The sequence below is a fragment of the Turicimonas sp. TL08 genome, assembly GCF_054660695.1.
Map to the genome: position 1 here is coordinate 1 of NZ_BAAGDP010000016.1, position 23,322 is coordinate 23,322.

Annotated in this window: 22 protein-coding genes; 12 read left to right on the forward strand and 10 right to left on the reverse strand. The window is 43.7% G+C overall.

What is annotated here, in order from left to right:
- The 7 genes from ACYQ4O_RS08855 to ACYQ4O_RS08885 all read left to right on the forward strand — a co-directional run.
- On the forward strand, positions 1-109 hold a 109-nt coding region (locus ACYQ4O_RS08855), incomplete at its 5' end, for a transposase (protein WP_460175400.1).
- 143 nt (positions 110-252) lie between these two features.
- Positions 253-1,185 carry an AEC family transporter gene (locus ACYQ4O_RS08860; protein ID WP_277037833.1) on the forward strand — a complete coding sequence of 311 codons (933 nt, stop codon included), beginning with the start codon at positions 253-255 and terminating at the stop codon, positions 1,183-1,185.
- A 246-nt stretch (positions 1,186-1,431) separates the two neighbouring features.
- Positions 1,432-1,578, forward strand: coding sequence for a hypothetical protein (locus ACYQ4O_RS08865; protein WP_157108093.1), 147 nt, complete (start codon positions 1,432-1,434; stop codon positions 1,576-1,578).
- 577 nt (positions 1,579-2,155) lie between these two features.
- Positions 2,156-3,124 (forward strand): aminopeptidase, encoded by a 969-nt coding sequence (locus tag ACYQ4O_RS08870; protein WP_460175374.1) that lies wholly within the window; start codon positions 2,156-2,158, stop codon positions 3,122-3,124.
- A gap of 41 nt (positions 3,125-3,165) precedes the next feature.
- Entirely contained in the window at positions 3,166-4,122 is a 957-nt protein-coding gene (locus tag ACYQ4O_RS08875) for a tripartite tricarboxylate transporter substrate binding protein (RefSeq protein ID WP_460175375.1), read from the forward strand.
- A 19-nt stretch (positions 4,123-4,141) separates the two neighbouring features.
- Positions 4,142-4,600 (forward strand): tripartite tricarboxylate transporter TctB family protein, encoded by a 459-nt coding sequence (locus tag ACYQ4O_RS08880; RefSeq protein ID WP_460175376.1) that lies wholly within the window; start codon positions 4,142-4,144, stop codon positions 4,598-4,600.
- 9 nt (positions 4,601-4,609) lie between these two features.
- On the forward strand, positions 4,610-6,139 hold the full coding sequence (locus tag ACYQ4O_RS08885) for a tripartite tricarboxylate transporter permease (protein WP_460175377.1): 1,530 nt from the start codon (positions 4,610-4,612) through the stop codon (positions 6,137-6,139).
- Between the two features lie 87 nt (positions 6,140-6,226).
- Here the strand turns inward: ACYQ4O_RS08885 and rfbC are convergent, their stop codons facing one another.
- Positions 6,227-6,763, reverse strand: coding sequence for a dTDP-4-dehydrorhamnose 3,5-epimerase (gene rfbC, locus ACYQ4O_RS08890; protein WP_460175378.1), 537 nt, complete (start codon positions 6,761-6,763; stop codon positions 6,227-6,229).
- A 15-nt stretch (positions 6,764-6,778) separates the two neighbouring features.
- A complete protein-coding gene (gene rfbB / locus ACYQ4O_RS08895; protein WP_460175379.1) occupies positions 6,779-7,864 on the reverse strand; it encodes a dTDP-glucose 4,6-dehydratase in 1,086 nt (361 codons plus the stop codon).
- A 538-nt stretch (positions 7,865-8,402) separates the two neighbouring features.
- On the opposite strand from rfbB, the gene argH reads away from it, so the two are divergent.
- The 4 genes from argH (at position 8,403) to ACYQ4O_RS08915 (ending at position 12,858) form a co-directional block, all read left to right on the forward strand.
- A complete protein-coding gene (argH, locus tag ACYQ4O_RS08900) occupies positions 8,403-9,800 on the forward strand; it encodes an argininosuccinate lyase (RefSeq protein WP_460175380.1) in 1,398 nt (465 codons plus the stop codon).
- A gap of 51 nt (positions 9,801-9,851) precedes the next feature.
- Positions 9,852-10,781 (forward strand): DMT family transporter, encoded by a 930-nt coding sequence (locus ACYQ4O_RS08905; protein ID WP_460175381.1) that lies wholly within the window; start codon positions 9,852-9,854, stop codon positions 10,779-10,781.
- A gap of 10 nt (positions 10,782-10,791) precedes the next feature.
- Entirely contained in the window at positions 10,792-12,117 is a 1,326-nt protein-coding gene (locus ACYQ4O_RS08910) for an anaerobic C4-dicarboxylate transporter family protein (RefSeq protein WP_460175382.1), read from the forward strand.
- 75 nt (positions 12,118-12,192) lie between these two features.
- The gene (locus ACYQ4O_RS08915; protein ID WP_460175383.1) at positions 12,193-12,858 is read left to right on the forward strand and encodes a FadR/GntR family transcriptional regulator; all 666 of its coding nucleotides are present in this window, start codon (positions 12,193-12,195) and stop codon (positions 12,856-12,858) included.
- Between the two features lie 67 nt (positions 12,859-12,925).
- Here the strand turns inward: ACYQ4O_RS08915 and ACYQ4O_RS08920 are convergent, their stop codons facing one another.
- Positions 12,926-14,392 (reverse strand): FAD-dependent oxidoreductase, encoded by a 1,467-nt coding sequence (locus ACYQ4O_RS08920; RefSeq protein WP_460175384.1) that lies wholly within the window; start codon positions 14,390-14,392, stop codon positions 12,926-12,928.
- Positions 14,393-14,496: 104 nt separating this feature from the next.
- On the opposite strand from ACYQ4O_RS08920, the gene ACYQ4O_RS08925 reads away from it, so the two are divergent.
- Complete coding sequence (locus ACYQ4O_RS08925) at positions 14,497-15,570, forward strand: LysR family transcriptional regulator (protein ID WP_277041587.1); 1,074 nt, start codon at positions 14,497-14,499, stop codon at positions 15,568-15,570.
- 243 nt (positions 15,571-15,813) lie between these two features.
- On the opposite strand, the gene ACYQ4O_RS08930 is transcribed toward ACYQ4O_RS08925, so the two are convergent.
- The 7 genes from ACYQ4O_RS08930 to ACYQ4O_RS08960 all read right to left on the reverse strand — a co-directional run bounded on the left by ACYQ4O_RS08930 (position 15,814) and on the right by ACYQ4O_RS08960 (position 23,263).
- Positions 15,814-16,110, reverse strand: a complete 297-nt coding sequence (locus ACYQ4O_RS08930) for an addiction module antidote protein (RefSeq protein ID WP_277041589.1) — start codon at positions 16,108-16,110, stop codon at positions 15,814-15,816.
- A 25-nt stretch (positions 16,111-16,135) separates the two neighbouring features.
- Positions 16,136-16,306: a type II toxin-antitoxin system RelE/ParE family toxin gene (locus ACYQ4O_RS08935; RefSeq protein WP_423839294.1), complete on the reverse strand. Its 171-nt coding sequence runs from the start codon at positions 16,304-16,306 to the stop codon at positions 16,136-16,138.
- Positions 16,307-16,434: 128 nt separating this feature from the next.
- Entirely contained in the window at positions 16,435-17,622 is a 1,188-nt protein-coding gene (locus ACYQ4O_RS08940; RefSeq protein WP_290374564.1) for an AAA family ATPase, read from the reverse strand.
- A gap of 202 nt (positions 17,623-17,824) precedes the next feature.
- Positions 17,825-19,312 carry an FAD-dependent oxidoreductase gene (locus ACYQ4O_RS08945; protein WP_277041591.1) on the reverse strand — a complete coding sequence of 496 codons (1,488 nt, stop codon included), beginning with the start codon at positions 19,310-19,312 and terminating at the stop codon, positions 17,825-17,827.
- Positions 19,313-19,407: 95 nt separating this feature from the next.
- Complete coding sequence (locus ACYQ4O_RS08950) at positions 19,408-20,853, reverse strand: FAD-dependent oxidoreductase (protein ID WP_460175385.1); 1,446 nt, start codon at positions 20,851-20,853, stop codon at positions 19,408-19,410.
- Entirely contained in the window at positions 20,850-21,470 is a 621-nt protein-coding gene (locus ACYQ4O_RS08955; protein WP_460175386.1) for a response regulator transcription factor, read from the reverse strand. The genes ACYQ4O_RS08950 and ACYQ4O_RS08955 overlap by 4 nt, the downstream gene beginning before the upstream one ends.
- A complete protein-coding gene (locus ACYQ4O_RS08960; RefSeq protein WP_460175387.1) occupies positions 21,467-23,263 on the reverse strand; it encodes an ATP-binding protein in 1,797 nt (598 codons plus the stop codon). The genes ACYQ4O_RS08955 and ACYQ4O_RS08960 overlap by 4 nt, the downstream gene beginning before the upstream one ends.
- Between the last annotated feature and the right edge of the window lie 59 nt (positions 23,264-23,322).

Below are 23,322 nucleotides of genomic sequence, written 5' to 3' on the forward strand. Positions count from 1 at the left end.
GTTATGGGGGGATGCTCTCTGGGCTCCTTCTTATTTTGCTGCAAGTTGTGGGGGTGCACCTATTTCTATTATCAAACAGTACATTGAACAACAGAATACGCCTGACTGAAAAAATTATTATATTCGATCCGTAAAACACCGTCCTTTAGGACGGTGTTTTACGGGTCGGTCTGATAAGCAACGCTTTTGGTTCTTGAGATTCAAAGAAACAAAGTTTAAATTTTCTAAAAAAGCTGATGAGTAAACTTAACTATGGCCTCTTTGATCACAATCATTTTGCCTCAATTTCTATTGATTCTTTTCGGAACAAGTTTGCGGAGGTTCAAACCTTTTTCCTCCTCTTTTTGGTCCGGTTTAGAAGCGCTGGTATTTTACGTCCTCTTTCCTCCGCTTCTCTTCAACTCCGTCTACAAAAGCAAGTTCAATCTCGAGGCCTCAGCATGGTTTCTGGGCGTAGCAGTCTCCTGCATGCTGGGCGCTGTATTCCTCGCCTGGCTTGTCAATCAATTCTATAAAGAATCTGCTTGGACGAAATGGTCAGTTTTTCATTGCGGTTTTCGGTTCAATACCTATATAGGATTTGCCATCTGCCAGCCGCTTCTAGGCAACGAGGGTTTTGCACTCCTTTCCTTGCTCATTGCCATTTGGGTTCCGATAAGCAACACGATCGCCGTTATGACCCTTTCCTTTGCAACTAACTCGGAACCAACTTTTAATGCTTTCAATCGGTTAAAGGCAGTTGCTAAAAATCCTCTCATTATTGCCACTGTTGCCGGATTGCTATTCAACCTCTTAAGTATTCCGTTGCCTCAAGTCATTAATATTTTCATAGGTTATTTAGGCAGTGCTGCTCTGGCGTTAGGACTGTTGTGCATCGGTGCCGGATTAACATTCGAAGACGTAAAAAAATATAGGAACCTCATTGGCTGGTGCACTTTGGAGAGATTGGTTTTGGTTCCATGCTTGGCCATTTCTCTTGCCTTCTTCTTGCTGCCAAATCCAATTGAAGCTTGTGTACTGATTTTATTTGCTGCTCTTCCAACTGCTCAGAGCTGCTATGTCATGACCTCAAAAATGAAAGGAAACGGTGCTGCAGTTGCCGATCTTACAAGCTCTCAAACGTTGCTCTCTATGCTGACTTTACCGGTGTGGACCTTACTGATGAAAAACTATTTTTTATCTTGAACAAATAGGCGGTCAAGTTTAATGAAAGCTTTTTAAGCTGGCTTGCAGTCTTAGCTTCATCGATGTCTTTTGCTTTACTTAAAAAACATAATACTTAGATGCTTAGTTCAAAATCATGCGTCTCAGAGGCGAACGGAGCAATTCTTCCTAATTTGGGAAGGGTAATTTCTTCTCAGTACTAATACTGATATACACTTAGCTTGTTAACAAATGGGATTTACCCATAACCTATAAAAGGAGACAACCATGGGATGCAATTGCTGCTGCTCTACAGACAAAGAAAAAGACAAGAAACCTGAAGAAAAACCGGTAGACCCGAAAGTTGAAGAAGCCAAAGAACTTAAAGAAGCAACAGTAGAAGCTGTTGAAGCCGGTACATACGAACAAGAATAATCTCACATAAGATTCATTCCAAACCGCCGCAGGATCCATTTAAGATTTTGCGGCTTTTTCTTTTTGAGCCTGTGTAGATGTCTGGTCTGATTTGAGAAGTGTTTTCATGAAGCCTTTTTTGGTGCTTCAAAAAAGCAGAACCAGATCAACGGCCTTCCTTTCTTGGCAGTAAACCTCCAGTGAACGAAGATCTTTTTCGAGTAGAAAGACTGCTCCTCTATCAAAGAGACGTGAGCTATTGACAGCAGGCCTTCTGTTTTGTTCGCTGAAAACGAAAAATGCAAACTTTCGGAGCCGGTTCAAATTCACCTGCTATCAAAAAGCATCTAATACTTAAACAATTAATCAAATCTCCCACTAGAATTTTCCACTATCCCAAATACTTGGCATACAAATTGCTTAATCCTCTATAGGAAGCAAACCTGATATTTACCGTTATCAGTCCCACAAGGACACTGCAGGCCAGCTTCTCAATCAAAAATTACTAATACGCACCAAAAAATTATTCAATTTGGTGAATTCTCTGCACCTCTTTAGTGCACCTTGCACCAAATTCGTTCAATCTTAAGGAAAAGAAATGAAAGATCTTCTGATGTTGAAAGGCGCAAAAACCTTGGTCGATGTCGCCACAAAAGTTCAGCCAGGTGAACAGGTTCTGATCGTTACAGACTATGCAAAAACCGATATTGCTAAAGCTGTAGCATCCGTTGCCTGCGACCGAGGCGGCGAAGTCATGGTGATGTCGATGAAGCCTAGAAAACGTGCAGGAGAAGAACCTCCGGCAGCCGTTGCAGCAGCCATGAAAAAAGCTGACGTAGTTATTGTTCCGGTTAGCTATTCCATCACACATACTCATGCCGTTAAAGACGCAGCAGCAGCCGGCGCACGCATTATCGTCATGACCGATTTCACTCCTGAAGTCATGATGCACGGCGGCATTGAGGCGAATTTTGACCAAATTAAACCGACTTGCATTGCCGTTGCAAAAGCCTTGGAAGATGCAAACGAGATTCACGTGACTTCTCCGGGAGGTACTGACCTCACGTTCAAGACCGGAGGAAGACGCGGAAACGCTTTATATTGCGTCGTAGAAAAAGGCCAATTCTCTACTATTCCGACTATTGAAGCCAACACAACGCCTATTGAAGGAACTGCTGAAGGCGTTATCGTTTGCGATGCGTCCATTCCTTATCTTGGCATCGGCTTGGTTGACGAACCGGTAATCTGCAAAGTAGAAAAAGGCTTTATTACCGATATCAAAGGCGGAAGAGCTGCAGAAATTCTTAAAAAGGATCTCGCCAGCCACGGCGATAAAAACAGCTACAACATTGCAGAGCTCGGGATCGGCCTCAATCCCAAATGCAGGATGTGCGGCATCATGCTCGAAGACGAGGGTGTCCTCGGCACCTGCCATATCGGCATCGGTACCAGCCTGACGTTGGGCGGCGTCACAAAAGCACCGTGCCATTACGACCTCATCATGTGGCATCCGACCATTGTGGCTGACGGCAAAGTCATTTTCGACAAAGACAAACCTCTGGTTTAACTAAATCTTCACCCATACCCTAAATCTTCAAGGACTAACAAATGAAACGCAGAACAATTACCGCAAGCCTCTTGGCTGCTTCTCTTCTTTCTTTGACTTGCTTCGGGACAGTTTCCGTGGCTGCGGATGCTTATCCTGCCAAACCAATCTTAACCATCGTGCCGTTTAGTGCCGGCGGCGGAAACGACATCCTTCTGCGCGTCATGGGCAAATATGCTCAGAAGCATCTCGGACAGACTTTGACAATTGACAACAAGCCCGGTGCCGGTGGTCAAATCGGCTGGACATTGCTGGCAAAAGCTAAACCGGACGGATACACCATCGGCGCAGCTTCCCTGCCCTCCATGATCATGATCAAAGAACTGCGCAAAAACGTACCTTTTGCGATGGATGATTTTGATTTTGTTGCAGCCGTGCAAACCGACCCGATTGTTTGGGTCGTTAAGGACGACAGTCCATTCAAATCAGCAGCAGACGTTGTTAAAGCAGCTAAAACAAAAGTATTAAATGTTGCTGGAGACGGTCCTCAGTCCAATGTCCAGCTCCAGCATCTTCTTGCAGAAAAAGACGGCGGTTTTAAGACAAACTTTGTGCCGTTTAACGGTTCCGGCAAAGCATTGACTGCCTTAATGGGCGGCAAAGTAGATCTATGTGCTTCTACTCTTTCTGCCGCTGACAAGCAGCTTGCCAACGGCTTAAGAATACTGGTTGTATTCTCCGATCAGAAAGTCGGCAATCTTCCGACAGCAGCCGAAGCCTTCGGAAAACCAATTGCCCCGGTCGGAGCTGCCATCCGCGGCATCTGCGCACCTAAAGGCTTGCCGGCTGATGCCAAAGCTAAACTTGAAGACGGCATCAAGAAGATCTGCGAAGACCCTGAATTCTTAGCCGAAGCAAAGAAGATGAAACTTGATATCGGCTTCAAGGGTTCCAAAGAAACACAAGCTATCGTGAACCAAACATCCAAGCTTGTCGCTGAAAACAAAGACTTGTTTTAACCCGGTGTGAGACGAAGTCATGGAAGCAAAAGAAATCAAGAAAGAATGCACTTTAGCGGCTCTGCTTTTAGCAACCGGCGGTTTAGTTCTATGGCAGGCATACAGCTACGAGCAGGAGTCCCGACAATTTCCGGTATTTCTCGGCTGGCTGTTCATGGTCTTCTCCGCGATTAACTTTGTTCGAGTTGTTCCGTTATTCAGCAAGCTCTCTTTGATTTCCGACAAGTTCGAGAAGAAAGGCTTTCTTCCTCTTCTCGTTCTTGCTTTCGTGAGTCTTTACACCTTATCGATTCCTTGGATCGGCTACTATCCGGCCACCTGTCTATTTCTTCTGGTCTTTATGCTGACATTCGGCTACTGGAAGAAAAGCGCAAAACAATACTTGCTGGCAGCAGCCGTTTTCCTGGGCATCGTCTATCTGTTTTTCTCGGTTGTGCTCGGCACTCGTCTTCCGATGGGCGAGCTCTTCGGTCTGTAGGAGACTGTTATGGATTTCTCTGTCATTGCTTCTTCTTTGGGACAGGCCTTTGAGCCGGGCATGCTGGTCATGGTTCTTGTCGGCACAGTTCTCGGGGTCATTGTTGGGTCTTTGCCGGGCTTAACCAGCACGATGGGAGTTGCGCTCCTAGTTCCGTTTACGTTCGGCATGAATCCTGCCATGGGCTTGGCCTTATTGGGCGCCATTTATGCTTCATCGAGCTATGCCGGCTCCATCAGCGCCATTTTGCTGAACATTCCCGGAACACCATCGAACTGCTGCACGCTGCTTGACGGCTATCCGATGACCAAGAAGGGTCAAGCCTCAAGAGCTATCGCTCTTTCGACTATCGGATCAGCGGTCGGCGGTTTGATTTCCGTATTTGCTCTTCTTTTTCTTGCGCCTCCTTTAGCCATTCTGGCTTTAGAGTTCGGACCGCAGGAATACTTTGTCATGGCGCTCTTCGGCGTTGCCATTATTGCGACTCTTTCTGAAAAGAATTTAATCAAAGGCGTTATTGCAGGCATTTTCGGTTTACTCCTTTCTATTGTCGGCATGCATCCGATTACCGGAGAAGCTCGATTTACTTTTGATTTACCGGAACTGTTTAACGGGCTGTCTTTGGTGACGGCTCTTATCGGTTTGTATTCTCTCCCGGAAGTCGTCAGCATGCTCAAAGAAAAAGGAGCCGCCGCTTCAAGCGGCAAAGTAGAAGTATCGGGGATATGTTCTTCGATGAAAGAGCTTCTGCACTATAAAATGCTGACTTTCAGAGCCTCTATTATCGGCATCATCATTGGAATTGTTCCGGGTGCAGGTCAATCGATTGCATCGTTTATCGCCTATGACGATGCCCGAAAAAGCTCAAAAAAACCGGAAGAATTCGGGACTGGGTGCCCTGAGGGCGTGATTGCCTCCGAAGTCTCTAATAACGCCGTTGTCGGTGGCTCTTTAGTTCCCGCCTTCACTTTAGGCATTCCCGGCAATGCTGTTTCTGCCGTATTAATCTCGGGTCTGATGATTCATGGAATTCAGCCGGGACCGAGCTTATTTGCGGATAACTCAGAAATCGTCTACAGCTTTATTTTCAGTTTATTCATTGCCAACATTGCCTTCATACCAATCGGCATTTTCTGTGCCAAATACTGCGTGAAGCTGCTTCAAATGCCCAAAGAAATCATGGCCGCTTTGGTCATCGGCTTGTCGGTTATCGGCTCTTATGCCGTCAACGGTTCCATGGTGGAAGTTTGGGTCATGATTGCGTTCGGTGCCTTGGGCAACTTCATGAAGAACTTCAATTTGCCCCGTGAGCCGCTAGTTCTGGGACTTGTTCTCGGCACAATGGCTGAGAGCGAACTGGCAAGAGCTTTGGCTCTTGTTCAAGGCGACGTCTTCAGATTAACAACAGGCATCATGACAAGTCCAATCTGCCTCATCATGATCGGCTTGATTCTGTATTCCGTCATGCATTCTGTGTTGAAAAGAAGAAAGTCTGTTAAAGCTGCCACGACTGAAGAGACGTTGGCAGAGGCTGTTTAACTAATTGAATCTTTACTAGAAAGTCTGAATTTCATTTGTACTACGGGAGGAGGCGCCTTCCCCGACTTATGCCTCCTCCCTTTTTCTTTACTTAGAGGCTGCCTCAAAGGATGTTCCGCACTCATCTTTAGCACTTAAAATCGGTGAAGACGACAAGTGCCACTCAATCCCTAAGGCAGGATCATTCCAGAGAATCGTCTTTTCATCCTGCGGATAGTAGTATTCGGTGCATTTGTAGTTAAACAGCGCTTCGTCAGAGCAAACAAGAAATCCGTGAGCAAGCCCAGGCGGAATCCACAGCTGTTCGAAATTGTCTGCTGAAAGGTAGGTACCGGCCCACTGACCGAAAGTCGGCGAACCTTTGCGGAGATCAACGACTACGTCGAAAATTTTTCCTTTGAGCAAAGTGATTAGTTTGCCTTGCGGATGTTCTTTCTGGAAATGCAAACCTCTTAGTACATTCTTGGAAGAAATAGAAAGATTATCCTGAACAAACTCTGTTGGAACTCCATATTCTTCGTATCTTTTCTTTTGCCAAGTCTCCAAAAAAAGACCGCGGTTGTCTTTGTAGACTTTTGGAGTCATCTTCAGTACGCCTTTGATAGGAAGTTCTTCAACCCGCATTTATAAGTCCTTTTGTTAGAGAGATTTTGCAGCATCTAAACCTTGGTATTGCTGATGAAGCCATTTGCGATAGTCCTCATCCATGACCTGCTTTGTCCATTCCGAATTGTCCAGATACCACAGAACGGTCTTTCTTAAAGCTTCCGGGAAACAGTGTCTCGGCGTCCAACCGAGTTCCTTTTTTACCCTGGTCGAATCAATGGCATATCTAAAATCATGTCCGGGTCTATCGGCGACAAATTTTATCTGCCTGCTGTAGGAAGTTCCGTCGGACTTTGGCATCACTTCATCGAGAATTTCGCAGATGGAATGGACGATCTCGAGGTTAGATTTTTCGCATTCACCTCCAATGTTATAAGACTCGCCTATCCTTCCTTTAGATAAGATCAGGTCTAAAGCCTCGCAATGATCTTCAACGTAAATCCAATCCCGAATATTTAAGCCGGTTCCATAAATTGGCAGCGGCTTATTTGAAACAGCATTCAAGACCATTAACGGAATTAGTTTTTCCGGATACTGTCTGGGCCCATAATTATTTGAACAATTCGAAATTAACGTTGGAAGTCCATATGTTTTGAAATAAGACCTCACGAAGAAGTCAGATGAAGCTTTGGAGGCGGAGTAAGGACTATTCGGAGCATAGGGAGAGTTTTCGGTGAAAGGAGCCGAATTTTTATCGAGCGAGCCGTAGACCTCATCGGTAGAAATATGAAGGAATCGAAATTTTTTCTTAGCTTCCGGTTCCAGTTCCTGCCACCAATCTTTTGTAGTTCTAAGAAGCTGTTCCGTTCCCAAGACGTTGGTTCTAACAAAATCTTCGGCACTGTGAATTGAACGATCAACATGGCTTTCCGCTGCAAAGTTCACGATTGCATCCGGACGGAATTCTTTGAGACAACGAGCGACCAACTCTGCGTCTCCAATATCGCCATGAGCAAAAGAAAACTTTGAAGAATGTAGACAGGGTTCCAAATTGACCAGATGACCGGCATAGGTTAGTTTATCCAGAACCAGAACGTTATTTCCTGCTTCGACCTGTTGCACAACAAAGCAAGAGCCGATAAATCCAGCTCCTCCGGTCACTAGTATGTTCCGACTCATTTATTTAACGTTCCTTTCCGCATGCAGTTTTCCTTGTCCGAAAGCATCCGCTGTGAAGACTCTGACTGCTTTCATCCAAATCATATTTATCCTACAAACCTCCTGATCAGTCAAATACATAGAAGAAAAATCCTTTTCCTTTGGTAAATCTTTAAAGAATCATGAATCCTAACAATGACAATGCAAAAACTAACCGCTTAGTCATCTAATTCAGTTCCCACTTACCTCATTGCTTGAGCCTATCGAGGCTCCATAAAACGGGACCTCAAAAAAGAAAAAATTTTCCTAAAGAGTTGAAATGCTGTCTCGCCGTCTGATAGTGCCGTTTGTTTTACGTATTTATCGATAAATTATCACTCTTTATAAATAAATAGGTATAAATATATTCAAAAGGTTATCTCAAAACCTAATAAAAGATCTCTTCAAATACCCTACAGGAAAATAACAGATTTATCGATAAATTCAACCTTTTAAACTTTTCTTATGCCGTTAGTTTTCTTTGAATTGGAAACTTTTTAATTTACTCAGGAGGACTGTTATGTCTAACAAGATGTGGGGTGGAAGATTTTCCGAAGTCCCAGCAAAATTTGTCGAAGAGTTTGGTGCCGTTATTAAAGTTGAAACCAGACTCTGTCCATATGATATCCAAGGAAGCCTTGCTCACGTAACGATGCTTGGCGAAACAGGCATTATTGCTCAAGAAGATGTTGAGAAAATTAAAGCCGGTCTCCTCCAAGTCGGCCAAGAGATTAAAGAAGGAAAGTTCCAATTCAATGCTGAAGACGAAGATGTTCATATGGCAATTGAAAAGAGACTGACTGAGTTGATTGGTCCAGCCGGAGGAAGGCTTCATACCGGCAGAAGCAGAAACGATCAATGCTGTGTGGACAGCTACCTCTACTTCCGTGATGCTGCAAAAGAATGCCAGAAACTCTTGCTGGAAATTCAGAAAAGCCTTTATGAACAAGCCGAGAAAAATTTCGGAACTATTCAGCCTGGATTTACTCATCTTCAAGTTGCACAACCTGTGTTAACCAGCCATTGGCTGATGGCATATTTTTGGATGTTCAAGAGAGACTTTGACAGACTTCAAAGCTTCTTAGACCGCTTAGTCGAATGTCCTTTAGGCGCAGCCGCTTTGGCCGGAACGGATTTTCCTATCGATCGTTGGTCGACAGCGAAACAATTAGGATTTGAAAAACCAACAGAAAACAGCATCGATACTGTGGCCGACAGAGACTATTGCATTGAATTTGCCTCTATCGCTGCCTTGAGTTACATGCATATGTCGCGCCTATGCGAAGAAATTATCATTTTTGCCAGTCAAGAATATAAGTTCATTGAACTCTCTGATGATTTCACAACCGGCTCTTCCATCATGCCGCAGAAAAAGAATTGTGACTTCGCTGAGCTCATTAAAGGCAGAACAGGCCGGATGTACGGTTATCTTCAGGCAATGCTGACCATGATGAAAGGTATTCCGCTGGCCTATGACAAAGATATGCAGGAAGACAAATTCTTGTCCTACGAAACCATCGATTTGTGGCAGGACACCATGAAAGTAATGGCTCCGATGATCCGTAAGATGAAGATCAATGCCAAACGCACTTATCAAGCCGCTTCTCATGGATTCTCTACCGCTACGGATATGGCTGATTATTTGGTTAAGAAAGGCATGCCTTTCAGAGATGCTCATCGAGTAGTCGGTCAAACTGTTAGATATTGCGTTGAAAAAGATAAAACTTTCGATGACTTAACATTGGAAGAGTTCCAGCAGCAATCCGATTTGTTTACTGACGATATTTTTAAGGAAATTTCTTTAGAGCATTCCGTCGGCGCCCGCAAATCCTACGGAGGAACTTCGCCGGAAGCTGTCAAAGTCCAGCTCGAACATGCCGAAGAATTCTTGGATAAAGCCCATCAAAAACTCGGATAAACAATCTAATTATCTAGTGGAAGAACTCTTGTCTTAGTTTTGGTGTAGACCATGAGAAAGCAATTCAACGTTAGGAACATTACATCCAACACCATTGGAGCAGGCATTCTTTTTTCATTGCTTAGTGCAATAACTTACGGCCTTAATCCTGTGTTTGCAAAACTTGGATATGCTTCTCACCTTCAAGGCATAGAAATACTGCATGGCCGTTTTATCTTTGCAGTCATTGCTCTTGCGTTGATAGGTCCGTTACTTCAGCCAGGGTTCTTCCGCTTCAGCAGATCGTTAGTTAAGAGCTCCCTCTTCATCGGACTAGGCATTCTTCTGCCTCTAAACCTTCTCTATGTTTACGCGCTGAAAGACATTCCTGCCTCCATGATGAGTTTGATAACTTACGTTTATCCGCTGATCATTCTTGGCGTAAACAGCGTGGTTTTTCACAAGCAAATTCAAGCCAGCCAACTGATTTCCATCATCTTTATCCTACTGGCTTGTATTTGTATTTTTTCAGATGCTTTTGAATTGAACATCACGCTTACAGCGTTAGCAATAGGCTTCCTATCGACAGTGATGTATGCGGTTTACTTGCTGTCTCTTCAGCAGCTGGCAGTCAATGTTTCCGCATATCAAATTACTTTTCTAACTCTTTTATTTGCAACAATCGGTCTTTCCTTCTTCCACAATCCTCTCAACATTTTGGATTTCAACGGAACCCAACTCGCAGTAACCGGAGGATACGGACTCATTTCAACAGTCTTTTCGACCATTTTTGTTTCCAGAGCGGTACAGCTTCTGGGGGCTACTCAGGCCGGAATCTTCTGCTCCTTTGAACCCATTTTCACAATTAGTTTTGCCGCTTTGCTGCTTGGCGAGCAAATACCAACTTTCAGAATCGTTGGAATGATTCTGCTAATCATGGGCATTGTGATCCCGAACAGGAAAGAACTTTTCAACACTTTTAATCTCAAAACCTCTTTATAGGAGAAGCATGATGGACATGATGTTTTGGATGGAACTAGCCGTCGTCATTATCGCCATCTTCATTGGTGCCAAATGGGGCGGAGCCGGTCTGGGTGCAGGCGGCGGCATCGGCCTTGCCGTATTAGTCTTCATCTTCGGAATGAAACCAGGTGCGCCACCGGTCAGCGTATTGTTAATCATCACTGCTGTCATTACCTGTGCTTCGATTCTGCAAGGTTCCGGAGGTCTGGATTTTCTGGTCAGTATTGCAGAAAAACTTCTGAGGCGTAATCCGAAGAACATTACCTTCATGGGCCCCTTGGTCTGCTATTTATTCACTCTTTTCTGTGGAACAGCCTATGTTGCTTTCTCCGTGTACCCGGTAATCGCTGAAGTTGCAATCGGCGCTAGAGTAAGACCGGAACGGCCGTTAACCATGTCAGTCATCGGAGCACAATCCGGCATCACAGGATCTCCGATGTCTGCCGCTACCGGCGCCATGATTGCTCTCTTAGCTGTTAAAGGAGTTACACCGCTTCAAATTTTTGCCGTTTCCATCCCGGCCTGCTTAATCGGAGTAATAATCGGCTGTGCATTCATGTTCAAGAAAGGCAAAGAATTAGCCGATGACCCTGAATTCCAACGCCGAGTAATGAGCGGTGAGTTCCAGGATAAAGAAATCAGCACTGACAGCAAGAGTTTTTCTCCCAACGCAAAACGAGGTGTCGTAGTATTCGCATTGGGCATCTTGGCCGTTGTCTTCTTCGGCTCTTTCCCGAATTTGCTTCCTTCTTGGGAAACCGCAGGAAAAGTGTCCAGACTCTCCATTCCAAATATGGTTCAAATCGTGATGCTCTGCTGTGCAGGTCTCATCATGGTCATTGCTAACGTTGAGCCTAAAAAACTGGCTGACGGTTCCGTTTTCAGATCCGGTTTGATCGGTATGGTTGCAGTTTATGGTGTGTCTTGGCTGACAGCGACATTCTTTAATTTCTACAAACCGATGTTTGTCTCCGAGTTCGGAAACATGATTGCCTCTGCGCCGATCCTCTTCGCAGTCGCTCTTTTCATTCTTTCCGGTGTTCTCTTCTCTCAGGGAGCCACGGTAACGGCATTAGTTCCTATGGGTATCGGTCTAGGAATTGCTCCTGCTGATTTGGTCTGGATGTTCCCGGCGGTAAGCGGATACTTTGTCATTCCTGCCGGCGGCGCAATTATCGGCTGTGTAGCCTTTGATAGAACCGGAACCACACAAATCGGCAAATTCGTATTCAACCACAGCTACATGCTTCCAGGCATTGTTACAACTTTAAGTCAGTTAGTGATTGGCTACGTCATCGCAAAATTTGTTTTCTAAGAAAAACGAATACAGGGCCGATAGCCTAAAGCGTCGGTCCTTTTTCGTGTTTAGAATACGAACAAGGAGAAAGCCATGCCCTTGACAACTACATCAGAAGAATTCTTAAAAGTCCAGAGTTATCTTTTTCGGAATCATCCTGAACCGGGAGACAAAGTTGCCGGAGAGGACGAACTTATAGAAGCGCTTGGCCTTACGCGATATAAAACAAGACAGGCACTCGATCTACTGGTTCAAATGGGAGTATTGGATCGTCAAAAAAAACGAGGAACTTTCTTCAAACGTCAAGCCACCCATGACATGACGCAGAATATTCTGGAACAACTGAAACTTGCCGGCTTTGATGAATTGGAATTCAACGAAGCACGGCTAATGATTGAACTTTCGGTAATTCCCTTTGTTATTCAAAGACTCACGCCAGCAATACAAGCACAGATGAGATCTTTAGCCCAGAGTATCAGAACGCATGCTTCAGAACCTACAAAAGCTGACGCCTACCTAATGGAATTTCATCTGTTAATGCTAAGAAGCTGCGGCAACCGTGTCATGGAAGTCTTCGCAGGCGTAGTACGAACCTACTTCCAGTCAACTCAACACTTAATTAGAGATTTGCCCAAAGAGTACTACGAAAAACGGGCTGAACTTTGCGACTCACTGCTAGCAGCCCTTAATAAAAAGAGTGTTGAGGAGTCTCGCAAAATTCTCAAAACTATGATTGAAGGAAAACCTTCCTCTCTTTGAGACCTTCAAGGAAAAAGGCCGGTCCAAAGATGCACTCTGACCTTTAGTTAAATCATTGAATTAATTTTTAGCCGCTTCTGCTCCGGCAATTTTGCCATAGACAGTTGCCATTACCAGACCTGAAATTCCGCCGTCCCCCCAAACCTGACTGATAAGTCAGGTGGCCTGTGACGTCTCCTGCAGCGTAGAGCCCCTTAATCGGAATACCTGCCTCATTAAGAACTTGAGCCTTCTTATTAATTTCAAGACCTGAATAAGAAGTGTACATCTGAGGTTCACACTCAAAAGCGTAATAAGGTGCTGTGTCTATAGTCTGCAATAATTTGGTTCTTCCATACTCGCTATCTCTACCTTTAGCGACATCCTCGTTATAAAGCTTTATGGTTTTTTCCAAATTTTTGTAGGAAATTCCCTCGGCTTCAGCCAATTCTTTTATCGTTGAATATTTATTAACTTTCTGCTTTTCAAACCAGATTTTTAAACTTGTATCTTTATATTTATCAACGGACTTCGAATCCAAGATCCAATAAGCAAGTTTGAACTTCTTCTCTACCATCTTATGGTTGACCGCCAAGTATCCGCGTGTCTCATCCTGGAATCTTTCGCCTTCCTTATTAACCACGATCAAAGGAACTTCAACAAGCGGCTGACCGATAGAAACATTGCTATGTGTACCAACAAAAAGCATATTCATACCGAATCCATAATGTTCCACGATAACATTGGCACCGATCGCTACAGCAGCCTTAATGCCTTCTCCGACATTAAGTTTTGAACCGTGGGATTTAACGCCTTTGAGGTAAGGATGATACTTCTCAACCATTTCAGGGCCGTTCGCAAAACCTCCGGTCGCCAACACTACTCCGTTCTTAGCATAAAGAGCAAATTTTTCACCGCCTCTTTTTTCTAGAATCGCTCCTACTACCGCAGCATCCCTCTTATCACTGTCAGTAATCAAAGAGACTAACTTAGTATTAACAACAATATTTACTCCCAATTCTTCAGCTTTCTTTTGAAGACTCTTAATTGCTTGCGGAGAGCCTACTCTATAACCTGGAGCAAAATAATGAACACGTTTTCTGTTTCCGATAGCTTGAGCCGGCTGATTAGTAAATTTAACGCCCAAACTCTCCAGCCAATCCAAATCTTTTGGTCCTTTTTCATATACTTGCCGAGCAACTTCGGGATTCCGTTTCAAGAAGCGATTCAGTTTCAGTCCTCTTTCCAGAGAATCCTCCCAGTTGATTTCTACAGAGTCGTCTATTCCGGCTTTTTCTTGAATTTTTGTTCCGCCGATCCAATAGCCCGAGCCAGAGAGAATTGAGTGACCTCCCAGAAAACCGCCCTTCTCAACTAACGTGACTTCTTTGGCTCCGTTCTGTTTTGCAGAAATGGCGGCGCACAGTCCAGCCATTCCGCCTCCCAAAACTAAAACTCCGGTTTTAGTTTCTCCAGCTATTGCTAATAAGGGAGAGTAAGAAAAGGCTGCGATTGAAAGCCCAGAGCAGAGTTGTATGAAAGTTCTTCTTTGCATAGCTTTTGTCTCCTTTGGTAAATTGAATTCCAGAATAGTCTGCTAGGATTAACGAAACAACAAGATGAATGCAGCTTATCCTGCAGATTTACAGGTTAGAAAAGATGAAAATCCAGCAAAAGACTTCCTACAAACACAATCTTTTCCTGCTCAAAATATTAGAAAGTATTGCTCGTACCGGCTCTCTGACCAATGCATGCATTGAAAACGACTGCGAGCCAACTACTGTATCCAGACTTCTTTCCGGTTTAGAAAAAGAGTTAGGGATGGACCTACTTAATAGAAATAAAAAACCAGTTCAGCTCTCTTACTTTACAGTCAGTCATCTACCGCTGATTAGAAGGATTATTCGACTTACGGATGAGTTATATGCCTCTGCGGAACAAGCACAAAAGACGGAAAACAGGACTATTCGATTCAGCCTGACCACAAGCTCCCTCAGTCATCCTATTCTTGCTCAAATAGAAGAATTCTCTCTTCTCTACCCTGATATTAAAGTCGAGGTAATCCCTGATCGGGCCCATAAAGCTGTCCTTACCGGAGAAGTTGATGTAGCTATCGTTCCCTACATTCCGGAAGAGGACAATCTTGAAGTACGCACTATTGGAGCTTGCCTTAACCTATTGGTTGCTTCCCCAGAGTACCTTGCCAAAAGAGGTGAGCCCAAAAAAGTCACGGACTTAAAAGAAGAAGGGCATACGTTATTACTAAAAAGAAAAGAGTTTTATCCCGAGGCAGAAGCTCTCTACTTCAAGAATCAAACATACGACTTGTTTTCGGGTCACTGGTATGAACAATTAAATAACGGCAAAATTCTAAGCCTTAACAAAGTCAATAGTCCCGGGAAGATAGAAAAAGTCTACGTAGGAGATCAAAATGGATATATTGGCGCCAAAACCGGTACCGGAATCGCAGTGGATTTACCTCTCAGTTTCATTGAAAAGGAACTTCTCTCAGGAGAACTCGTTCCCGTTTTAAAAGGTTGGAGAAGAAAACCGTGGATTCGAAACTTGGTCTCCCGCAAAGACAATTCAGAGTGGCCAGAACTTCAAACATTCATCAAATGGTTCAAAGCCAATGAAGCAGGAGAAGCTAGGAGAAGATGGACAAGCATTTATCGGGAACTATCTGTCCCTAGGGAAGCCTATTCCTTTGATCTGCATCAAGATATTTCTTAAACTATTTTCGCAGACTCCATAGGTCTACAGCACTTCCGACCATTTAACGAATTCCCGTTTTTCTACAGAAAATACTGCTGCCATTCGTTTCAATTCAAGACGGTCTTCGGATGAGCCGTAACCTCGTTCCACCATTTGGAATTCCGCTTCTATTAGCTTCTTCTCCCTATCTTTGGTAAGCAAGATGACCTGTCACGTCTCCGGCTCGTAGAGCTTCTCTTTTTCTTAGGAGAAAAAATTAATTTATTTCGTCGCAATTGGCGGTTTAACCTGCAATGCTCTGCTAATTCGAAAAATAGTCTCAAATGTGAGACGACCATCAGGTCTCAAAGGCTTGTAAAGACATTGGCGAGTCAAGCCTGTTTCTTTGGCGAGAACTGTCATACCTTTGGCTTTAGCCAGCTCATAAAGGCATCTTCCTACCAGAGAGCCATCACCGGGATCTTCTTGAATACAAGCCATGTAAAAGGCACCTAGATCCGTTTCTCGATTGATAAGGTAATCTTGAATATCGAGCTCTTTACCAAGTTTAGTTGTCATTATTGTTGCTCCTTAGTCAAATTCCTCAGGAAGATTTTCCAAGGTTCTTTGCCATATCAATATCTCTTTGTTGAGTTTTTTTGTTGCCTCTGCACAAAAGAATAACAACCACATTCATGCGTATAGTGTAATAAATACGGTAACCGTACCCAAAATCAATTTTTGTTTCAGAAACACCTTCTCCAAGAGATCTAATTTGTAAGGCCTATCTTCACTTCATAATTGTCTTGTACGTGATGGACAAGATCTTTGAGGAAACCGAGCCTTATCAGAGGGCCAATGATTGGATGCGCAAAAAATTTTTCTGGAAAAGATAACTGTGTACTATCTTGTGCCATCTACCAGCTTTTCTTTTAACGTTTGTTCTTGATAGAGCTGAGCCACCGCTGCTCTTACTTCAAGGTTCGGATAGCCGACATAGACAGTAGTTCCTTGTATTCTTTTCAGCGTCAGATATCCTGTTTGTGTTAGAAGCTCAACATCCGACAAATTCTCAATATCCGAAGGTTCGCTCAAGGTACTTAAAGCAATAGATTTTCCACCGTCATAATCCTCGGCCCGTCTAAGTGCGTGAGAGTTTAGAAATTTAACTATAACGGTTGGTTTACCGGGACCTTCTAACCAATAATCCTTCAAACCTCGTTCCGGAGCAAAGAAAAAATGCAGTAATGACCATGGAGCAAATACTTTTTGTTTTGCCGTTTCCTCAAAACAAAAGCCATCGTAGTGCTCCGTCAATTCTTTAAAAAGCTTTTCTTTCTCAATTCCAAGCTTTTTAGACGCACATGACAGATACTCAGAAAAATAGTCTTGCACCTCTTCATGTGTATAACCTAGCAAGGAACCAAACACCGGTGACAGCGAAATGTCCGATAAGTTATTCAGATCGGAAAATACAGTCATCTTATTGAAAGTGGTTAAGCCGGTTATAAATAAGAACCTGAAAGCCGCATCGTTAGCCTTGATAACCGAATAGAACTCAGAAAGTTTTTGCCGCACCTTCTCAAACAGCTTAGGCTCATCCAAACACGCTGACAATGGCGCATCATATTCATCTATTAACAGTACAAGAGAACAGCTCGGTAGAGTCTTCAACCAAGTCGAAATTTGAGTAGAACAAAGAATAGTTTTACTTTCCGTGTAAGAAAATCCAACTGATGAGAAATTGCCTATTAAGAGAGAATCCAACTCAGCATTAAACTTTTGAATTGAGGAAAAGTTTTTTATTTCTGAAAAATCCAACCGGACGACCTGATATTTCTTTTCATCCTTCCAAAGCTTCGAAATTTTTAAACCTTCGAAGTCTCTCAGCCCGTACTTGAATAAGGATTCGAACGTAGAAATTAATAAGGACTTGCCAAATCGTCTCGGCCGAGCAAGGAAAAAATTTCCAACCTGGCTTGCCAAATCATAAACCTTATCGGTTTTGTCAACATAGATCTGTCCTACCCCTCTTAACTTCGCAAATGAGGATGTGCCAAGAGGCAAGCGTTTCATCAGGTTAGTTTTCATGGAGGTTCCTTACGTTTCACTCCTATTATAAAAGTACGGGGTAAAGCGTACAAAGAAATATTGAGAGGAACAATCAGCGTTGCTCCACACATAGATTACAACCTGACAGCAGAAATAAAGCTGACACTGTAAAAGATTATGGTCTTCAAAAAAGAAGGGCTGTCCACTGCTGGGCAACCCTATATTTCTACTTAAAAATTAATTACTTTTGTTTTGCCGCGGAATTTCCCGCAATTCTTCCGAAAGTAAAGATATCAGCGATAGCATTTCCGCCAAGACGATTGGTTCCGTGAATACCACCTGTAATTTCTCCGGCGGCATAAAGACCAGGAATTACGTTGCCTTGTCTATCAAGCACTCTAGTTTCCGGATCGATTCTCACACCGCCCATAGTATGGTGAACCGCCATACTGGACAATGCTGCCCAATAAGGAGCCTTTTCAATCTTATGCGTCAAATTTCTAGGAGCTTTTCCGAAGTCAGGATCCTTCTGCTTATCTACCATGGCATTGTATTCAGCCACTGTCTTCTTGAGCTGATCTGCAGGAACATCCATTTTCTTAGCCAGTTCATCCAAAGTATCAGCGGTGAAAGCATCGCCGGTCTTCAGGCCTTTCATTGCATCATCACGAACAATTTGGTTGTAGCTATTGAATCCGTCATTATCGACAATGGCATAGCCGAATTTTTCCGGAAGGTTAAGAATGGCATCTCGAAGGACATCTCTGCGGGCATCTTCGGAGACAAACCTCTTACCTCTTTTATCCACGAAAATATAGCGAGCCACGTCAAGATGGAGAGCCTGACGGGAAGTATGTCCCGGAGGGCAGCCAGGGTTGCACTGGATGTAGTCCAAGCCAAGGAGATAGGCTCCAGCCTCGTTAGCGGCCAGCATCACTTCTCCGGTTGAACAGGCACTATTATTAGTTGTAGTCAACGTTAACATGCGTGGATCATGCAATGCACGAAGTTTTGGATTTGCTGCAAATCCGCCAGCTGCCAATACAATGCCTTTAGTTGCTCTGATGTAGAAAGGTTTACCATTTCTTATTGCAAGAACCCCCAGAGCTCTGCCTTCATCAAAGTTTTCACGGATGATCTTTTCTAATTTTGTTCCGGTGAGAATGTCAACGCCAAGAGCTTTGCACTTATCAGAGAGAACGCGAATAAAGCCAGTTCCTTTAGGTTCAGTTGCCAAATGTGAGCGCGGCCAAAGTGCCCCATAAACTTGCATCACGTCTGGACGGAATTTAAGTCCCATTCCTTCGAGCCAATGCAATGTTCCAAGTGCATTGGTACAGAGAATTCTCACTAATTCGGGATCCGCCCTTCCATCGCCGCCAGCCAAAGTCTGCTGAATATGCTTTTCAATGCTATCTTCAATGCCTTGTTTCTTCTGGCGTTCCGGGTCAACAGCATTAAAGTAACCGCTGGAAATCATAGTATTACCGCCAACAAAAGCTAATTTTTCTATGACTGTTACTTTGGCCCCAGCTTCAGCAGCAGAGACTGCAGAAGCTAATCCGGCCCCACCTGAACCAACAACCAAAACCTCGGTTGTCAAATCCCACTTTTCAGGCACCAGACCTGTTTTCTTTTCTTGCGCATTTGCATCGGAAACAATCGGAGAAACGGAAAGCACTACACCAGCAGAAAGCAAACCGCGTCTTGAAAGAGTTAACTTACTCATAACATCTCCTCTTTTGAGGTTCATAAAACGGACTTGTTATGAAAATGATAACTAGAGCGGGTTTCCCTCCATATCAGATGAATATCGGATGGTTATTATCGTGCAGCCATTTCACCGGCAATTCTTCCAAATACGAAAGCATCGAGCAGCCCGTTTCCTCCAACTCTGTTGGTCCCATGCACTCCGGTGGTTACCTCTCCTGCCGCATACAGTCCTGGGATCGGATGATTAGAAGTATCTAACACTTGGGCCTGTGGATTGATAGCTATTCCTCCCATGGTGTAGTGAACTGCCATCCTCACCCGAGCAGCATAAAAAGGAGGATTCTGAATCTTTTGTACCAGCATCCAGCTCTCTCTCCCAAAGCTATCCTTTTTAGTATCAACAGCTTCGTTGTAAAGGCGAACTGACTTCAAAAGATTATCAACCGGCACTTTCATTTTTTGTGCTAATTCCTCAAGAGTGCCAGCAGAAAAATGCTCACCTTCTCTTTCGCCCAAGATACCTGCCTGTTGAAATAAAGAACTTAAGTTTTGAAAACCTTCCTTATCCACTACGGAAAAGACCACCTTATCGGGTTGACTGAGTACCGCATCTCTTATGTGATCTCGAGTATCATCCTCCGCCACGAAGCGTTCACCCTGGTTGTTGACGAGAATATGTCTGGTAACGTCCAAATGAAAACCAGACCGATGTACGTATCCGATGTCGGGCCCTAAATTACATTGGATATCCTCAAGTCCGGCTAACTTAGCCCCAGCTTGCTGAGCGATTTTCAGCATTTCTCCCGTTGCACTCGGACTTCCTGTGTATTTCATGCCCGCCAATCTCGGATCTAATGCAGAACACATCTCAAGATTGGCAGTAAAACCTCCGCTTGCAATAATTACGGCCTTCTTTGCAAAGAATGTCTCTTCTTTTCCTTTGTGGAGCGTTTTTACACCTACCACTTTGTCGCCGTCCTTTACTATCTCCGTCACTTGTGCATTAGTAATGATAGGAATGTTTAGTTTCCGACATTCTTCAGAAAGAGCAGCAACGTATCCTCTTCCGTGAGAAATAGAGGGATAGTGACTCCTTGGCCAAAGGCCGCCGTAAACCTGAAAAACTCTCTTTTTAAATTTAACGCCTATGCTTTCCAGCCAATCAAGCGTCGGCTTGGCATTCTGAACAAGAGTCTTTAATAGTTCGGGATCTGATTTATTTTGACCCGCTTGGAGAGACTGTTCATAAAACAGCTCTTCCGAATCCGATATCCCTTGCTTCTTTTGACGCTGGGGATCAGGAGCATTCAAAATTCCGCTGGAGATTAAAGTATTTCCTCCTATTACGGCCATTTTTTCTAGAACTGCGACTCGGGCTCCTTTCTTTGCCGCAAAAATAGCCGCAGTCAAACCAGCAGCTCCCGACCCAATAACGATGACGTCAAAATCTTCTTCCCGAGGGTTTGGTTGATTTTCGGCCTTAGCCACAGAGCTAAACAAGGGAAAAGCGATCAAAAGAAGCAGTCTCTTAAGAAAATCCTTTCTGGAAAACATCATCGTTGATTTCCTTTTAATTTCCTTAAAAAATCAGCTATCTCAACAGCATTTATCAGGTTTAACTTTCGGCAAGCCGACCCTCTGTGCTGCTGAACTGTCTTTTCAGATATTTGAAGAACATCGGCAATATTCTTATTCATCATTCCTTTACCGACGAGTACCACGACATCTTTTTCTCTTTCGGTTAACGAATCAAACCGCTTTTGATCGTAGGCCATTTGGTCGTCTTTGAACTTTAAATCCGAAGACAGGCGCAAAGCTCTTTCGATAACGTCAATCAACTCTTTTTCTTCCGGCGACTTTAATAAGAAATCAAACGCTCCGTCTTTCAATGCATGAACCGCCATCCGAACCTCTCCATGGCCGGTAAGAAAAATCACTGGCAATTTATTTTTTTGTTCCTTTAACTCCGCAAATACTTCCAACCCGTTTTTTTTAGGCATGCGTACGTCTAAAACAATGCAGCCTACCTTATCCAAAGTCGGGTACGCCTCTAAGAATTCTTCAGGATCATTCCAAACTTTGGTTTCATATCCCAAAGATTCGCAAAAGAAAGCCAAGGATTGTGAGGTCATCTCATTATCATCGACGATGTATATACATTCTCCCAAGGTCATTCTCCTCTCTCTTTGATTTCCGAAATTTTAGGGAGTTCTAACTCCATCACGAGACGATTCTCTTCATCAAGAAAAGCTTTAAGGTTTCCGCCATGGGCTTCCGCTAGTCCTCTGCATATAGACAAGCCCAAACCCAACCCATCTGATTTCGTAGAAATTCCCGGAACAAACATGGACTCTACCAGCCCCTGATTTACTCTAGGACCGTTATCAGTAAAGCGAATAAAGACATTCCGGCCTGAGGCTGAAACATTAATATTGATTTGAGGTTCATTCTGATCCTTACACGCTTCCCAGGCATTTTTTAGCAAGTTATAAAAAACCAAATCCAGTTCCATAGCATCGGCTTCAACCAGGTACTCTTCTTTACCCGAAAGCACAATCGGAATTTCTTTTCCTTTAATTTGTTGGAATTTTTCTATGGAAGCTTTTAGCTGAGAAAGGACTCCCAGAATCTTATGTTCACTTTGTCTTTGTTTAGCATAGTTTCTTACTTTACCCACAATTTTAGCCGCTGTCTCGCTTTGTTCGGTGATTTTAATGAGAGTCTCTCTGAGCACATCTTCCCTGAGATTTCCTCTTTCCTCCCTGATACGCAAACCGCGTGAAAAATTTGTAATAGCATTCAAGGGCTGCTGCAGTTCATGAGCAATAAGGCTTGAGAGCTGGGCCGCTATGCCAGCTCGTTCCATAGATGAAATTTTTTCTTGCTCCGAATTAACTTTCTGCTGTAAATCATGAGCTTTTTTCATAGAAGCAGTTAATTGGGAGGTTCTTTTTCTTACTAACCAAGAAACGTAAAAACTATGGGCAAGTATAAGGACCAAAAAACCCAGGAACCCTATAAACCAAGGGAAATACTTTCTCAAAAAATTTTCCCAGTGCTCTTTGCCCTTATTTTGTTCTTCAACATCATTTAGCAGAGTCATGACAACTGAATTATCTGCGGGTTCCGTCCACTCCATTAAGCCCGGAAGCTTGGGGACGGTTTGGAGAGCAGAAGTCACTTGAAGAATTAAGTCTCTTTCTTTTGCGGTTAATAGATTAGACGGCTTTGAAGCCGCTAAAACCCATCCGGGATACAACTCAGTTGAATGTTTGCACTTAAGATCTTTACTGTCTTTCGCACTAATAACCTTTAAGGCTCCTTGAGGAATGTTACCATCTTTCTCCATTCTTTCCAGAAGACAGGCATCAACTATCCCCACATCCCCTTTTCCGGCAATTATTTGATGGATAACTTTTTCAACCGGTGCGCCAGTGTATTTAACATCATTTGGACTAAAAGAGGATCCAAACAATCTTTGAAGCTCTTTTAAGCCTATGAGAGTGCTTAAAGAGGCTGCTTGGGACATTCCTATAATCGTTTTGTCCTTGATGTCCATTAAAGAAGTTATATCTGAACGCTCCTTTCGCGCAACAAAAGCCGCGCCGCTTGTATGCGAGGAATCAATAGCAAGAGGATTTTTCATTGCACCTACAGCCCAGGCTCCATAGTCAATCAAGGACGCAAAAGTAGCAGCATCGGTGATAAAAAAGAAAGCCGGATTATCCTTCCTCCCAATCAACTCCTCTCGGCTAAGATAACGTAATTCAAAGTACTCTTGAGAAATTTCTTCCCGCAAATGGTCTAAGGTCGTTGCAATCGTCTCGACGATACTTTTATCCTCATCGACCACTTGGGCATCTACAGTAACGGCGTTTACTGGACAAACAAAAAACAACAAAAGAAAGGAAACAATAGGCTGCTTCCAAAGACATGCTCTGTCTGTTGTTCTATTTTTACTTGGCATCCCGATAGTATGAGCGCGTAAGGTTGGATTAAGGAATTTGGGTTTGAGTGTTGAGCTTA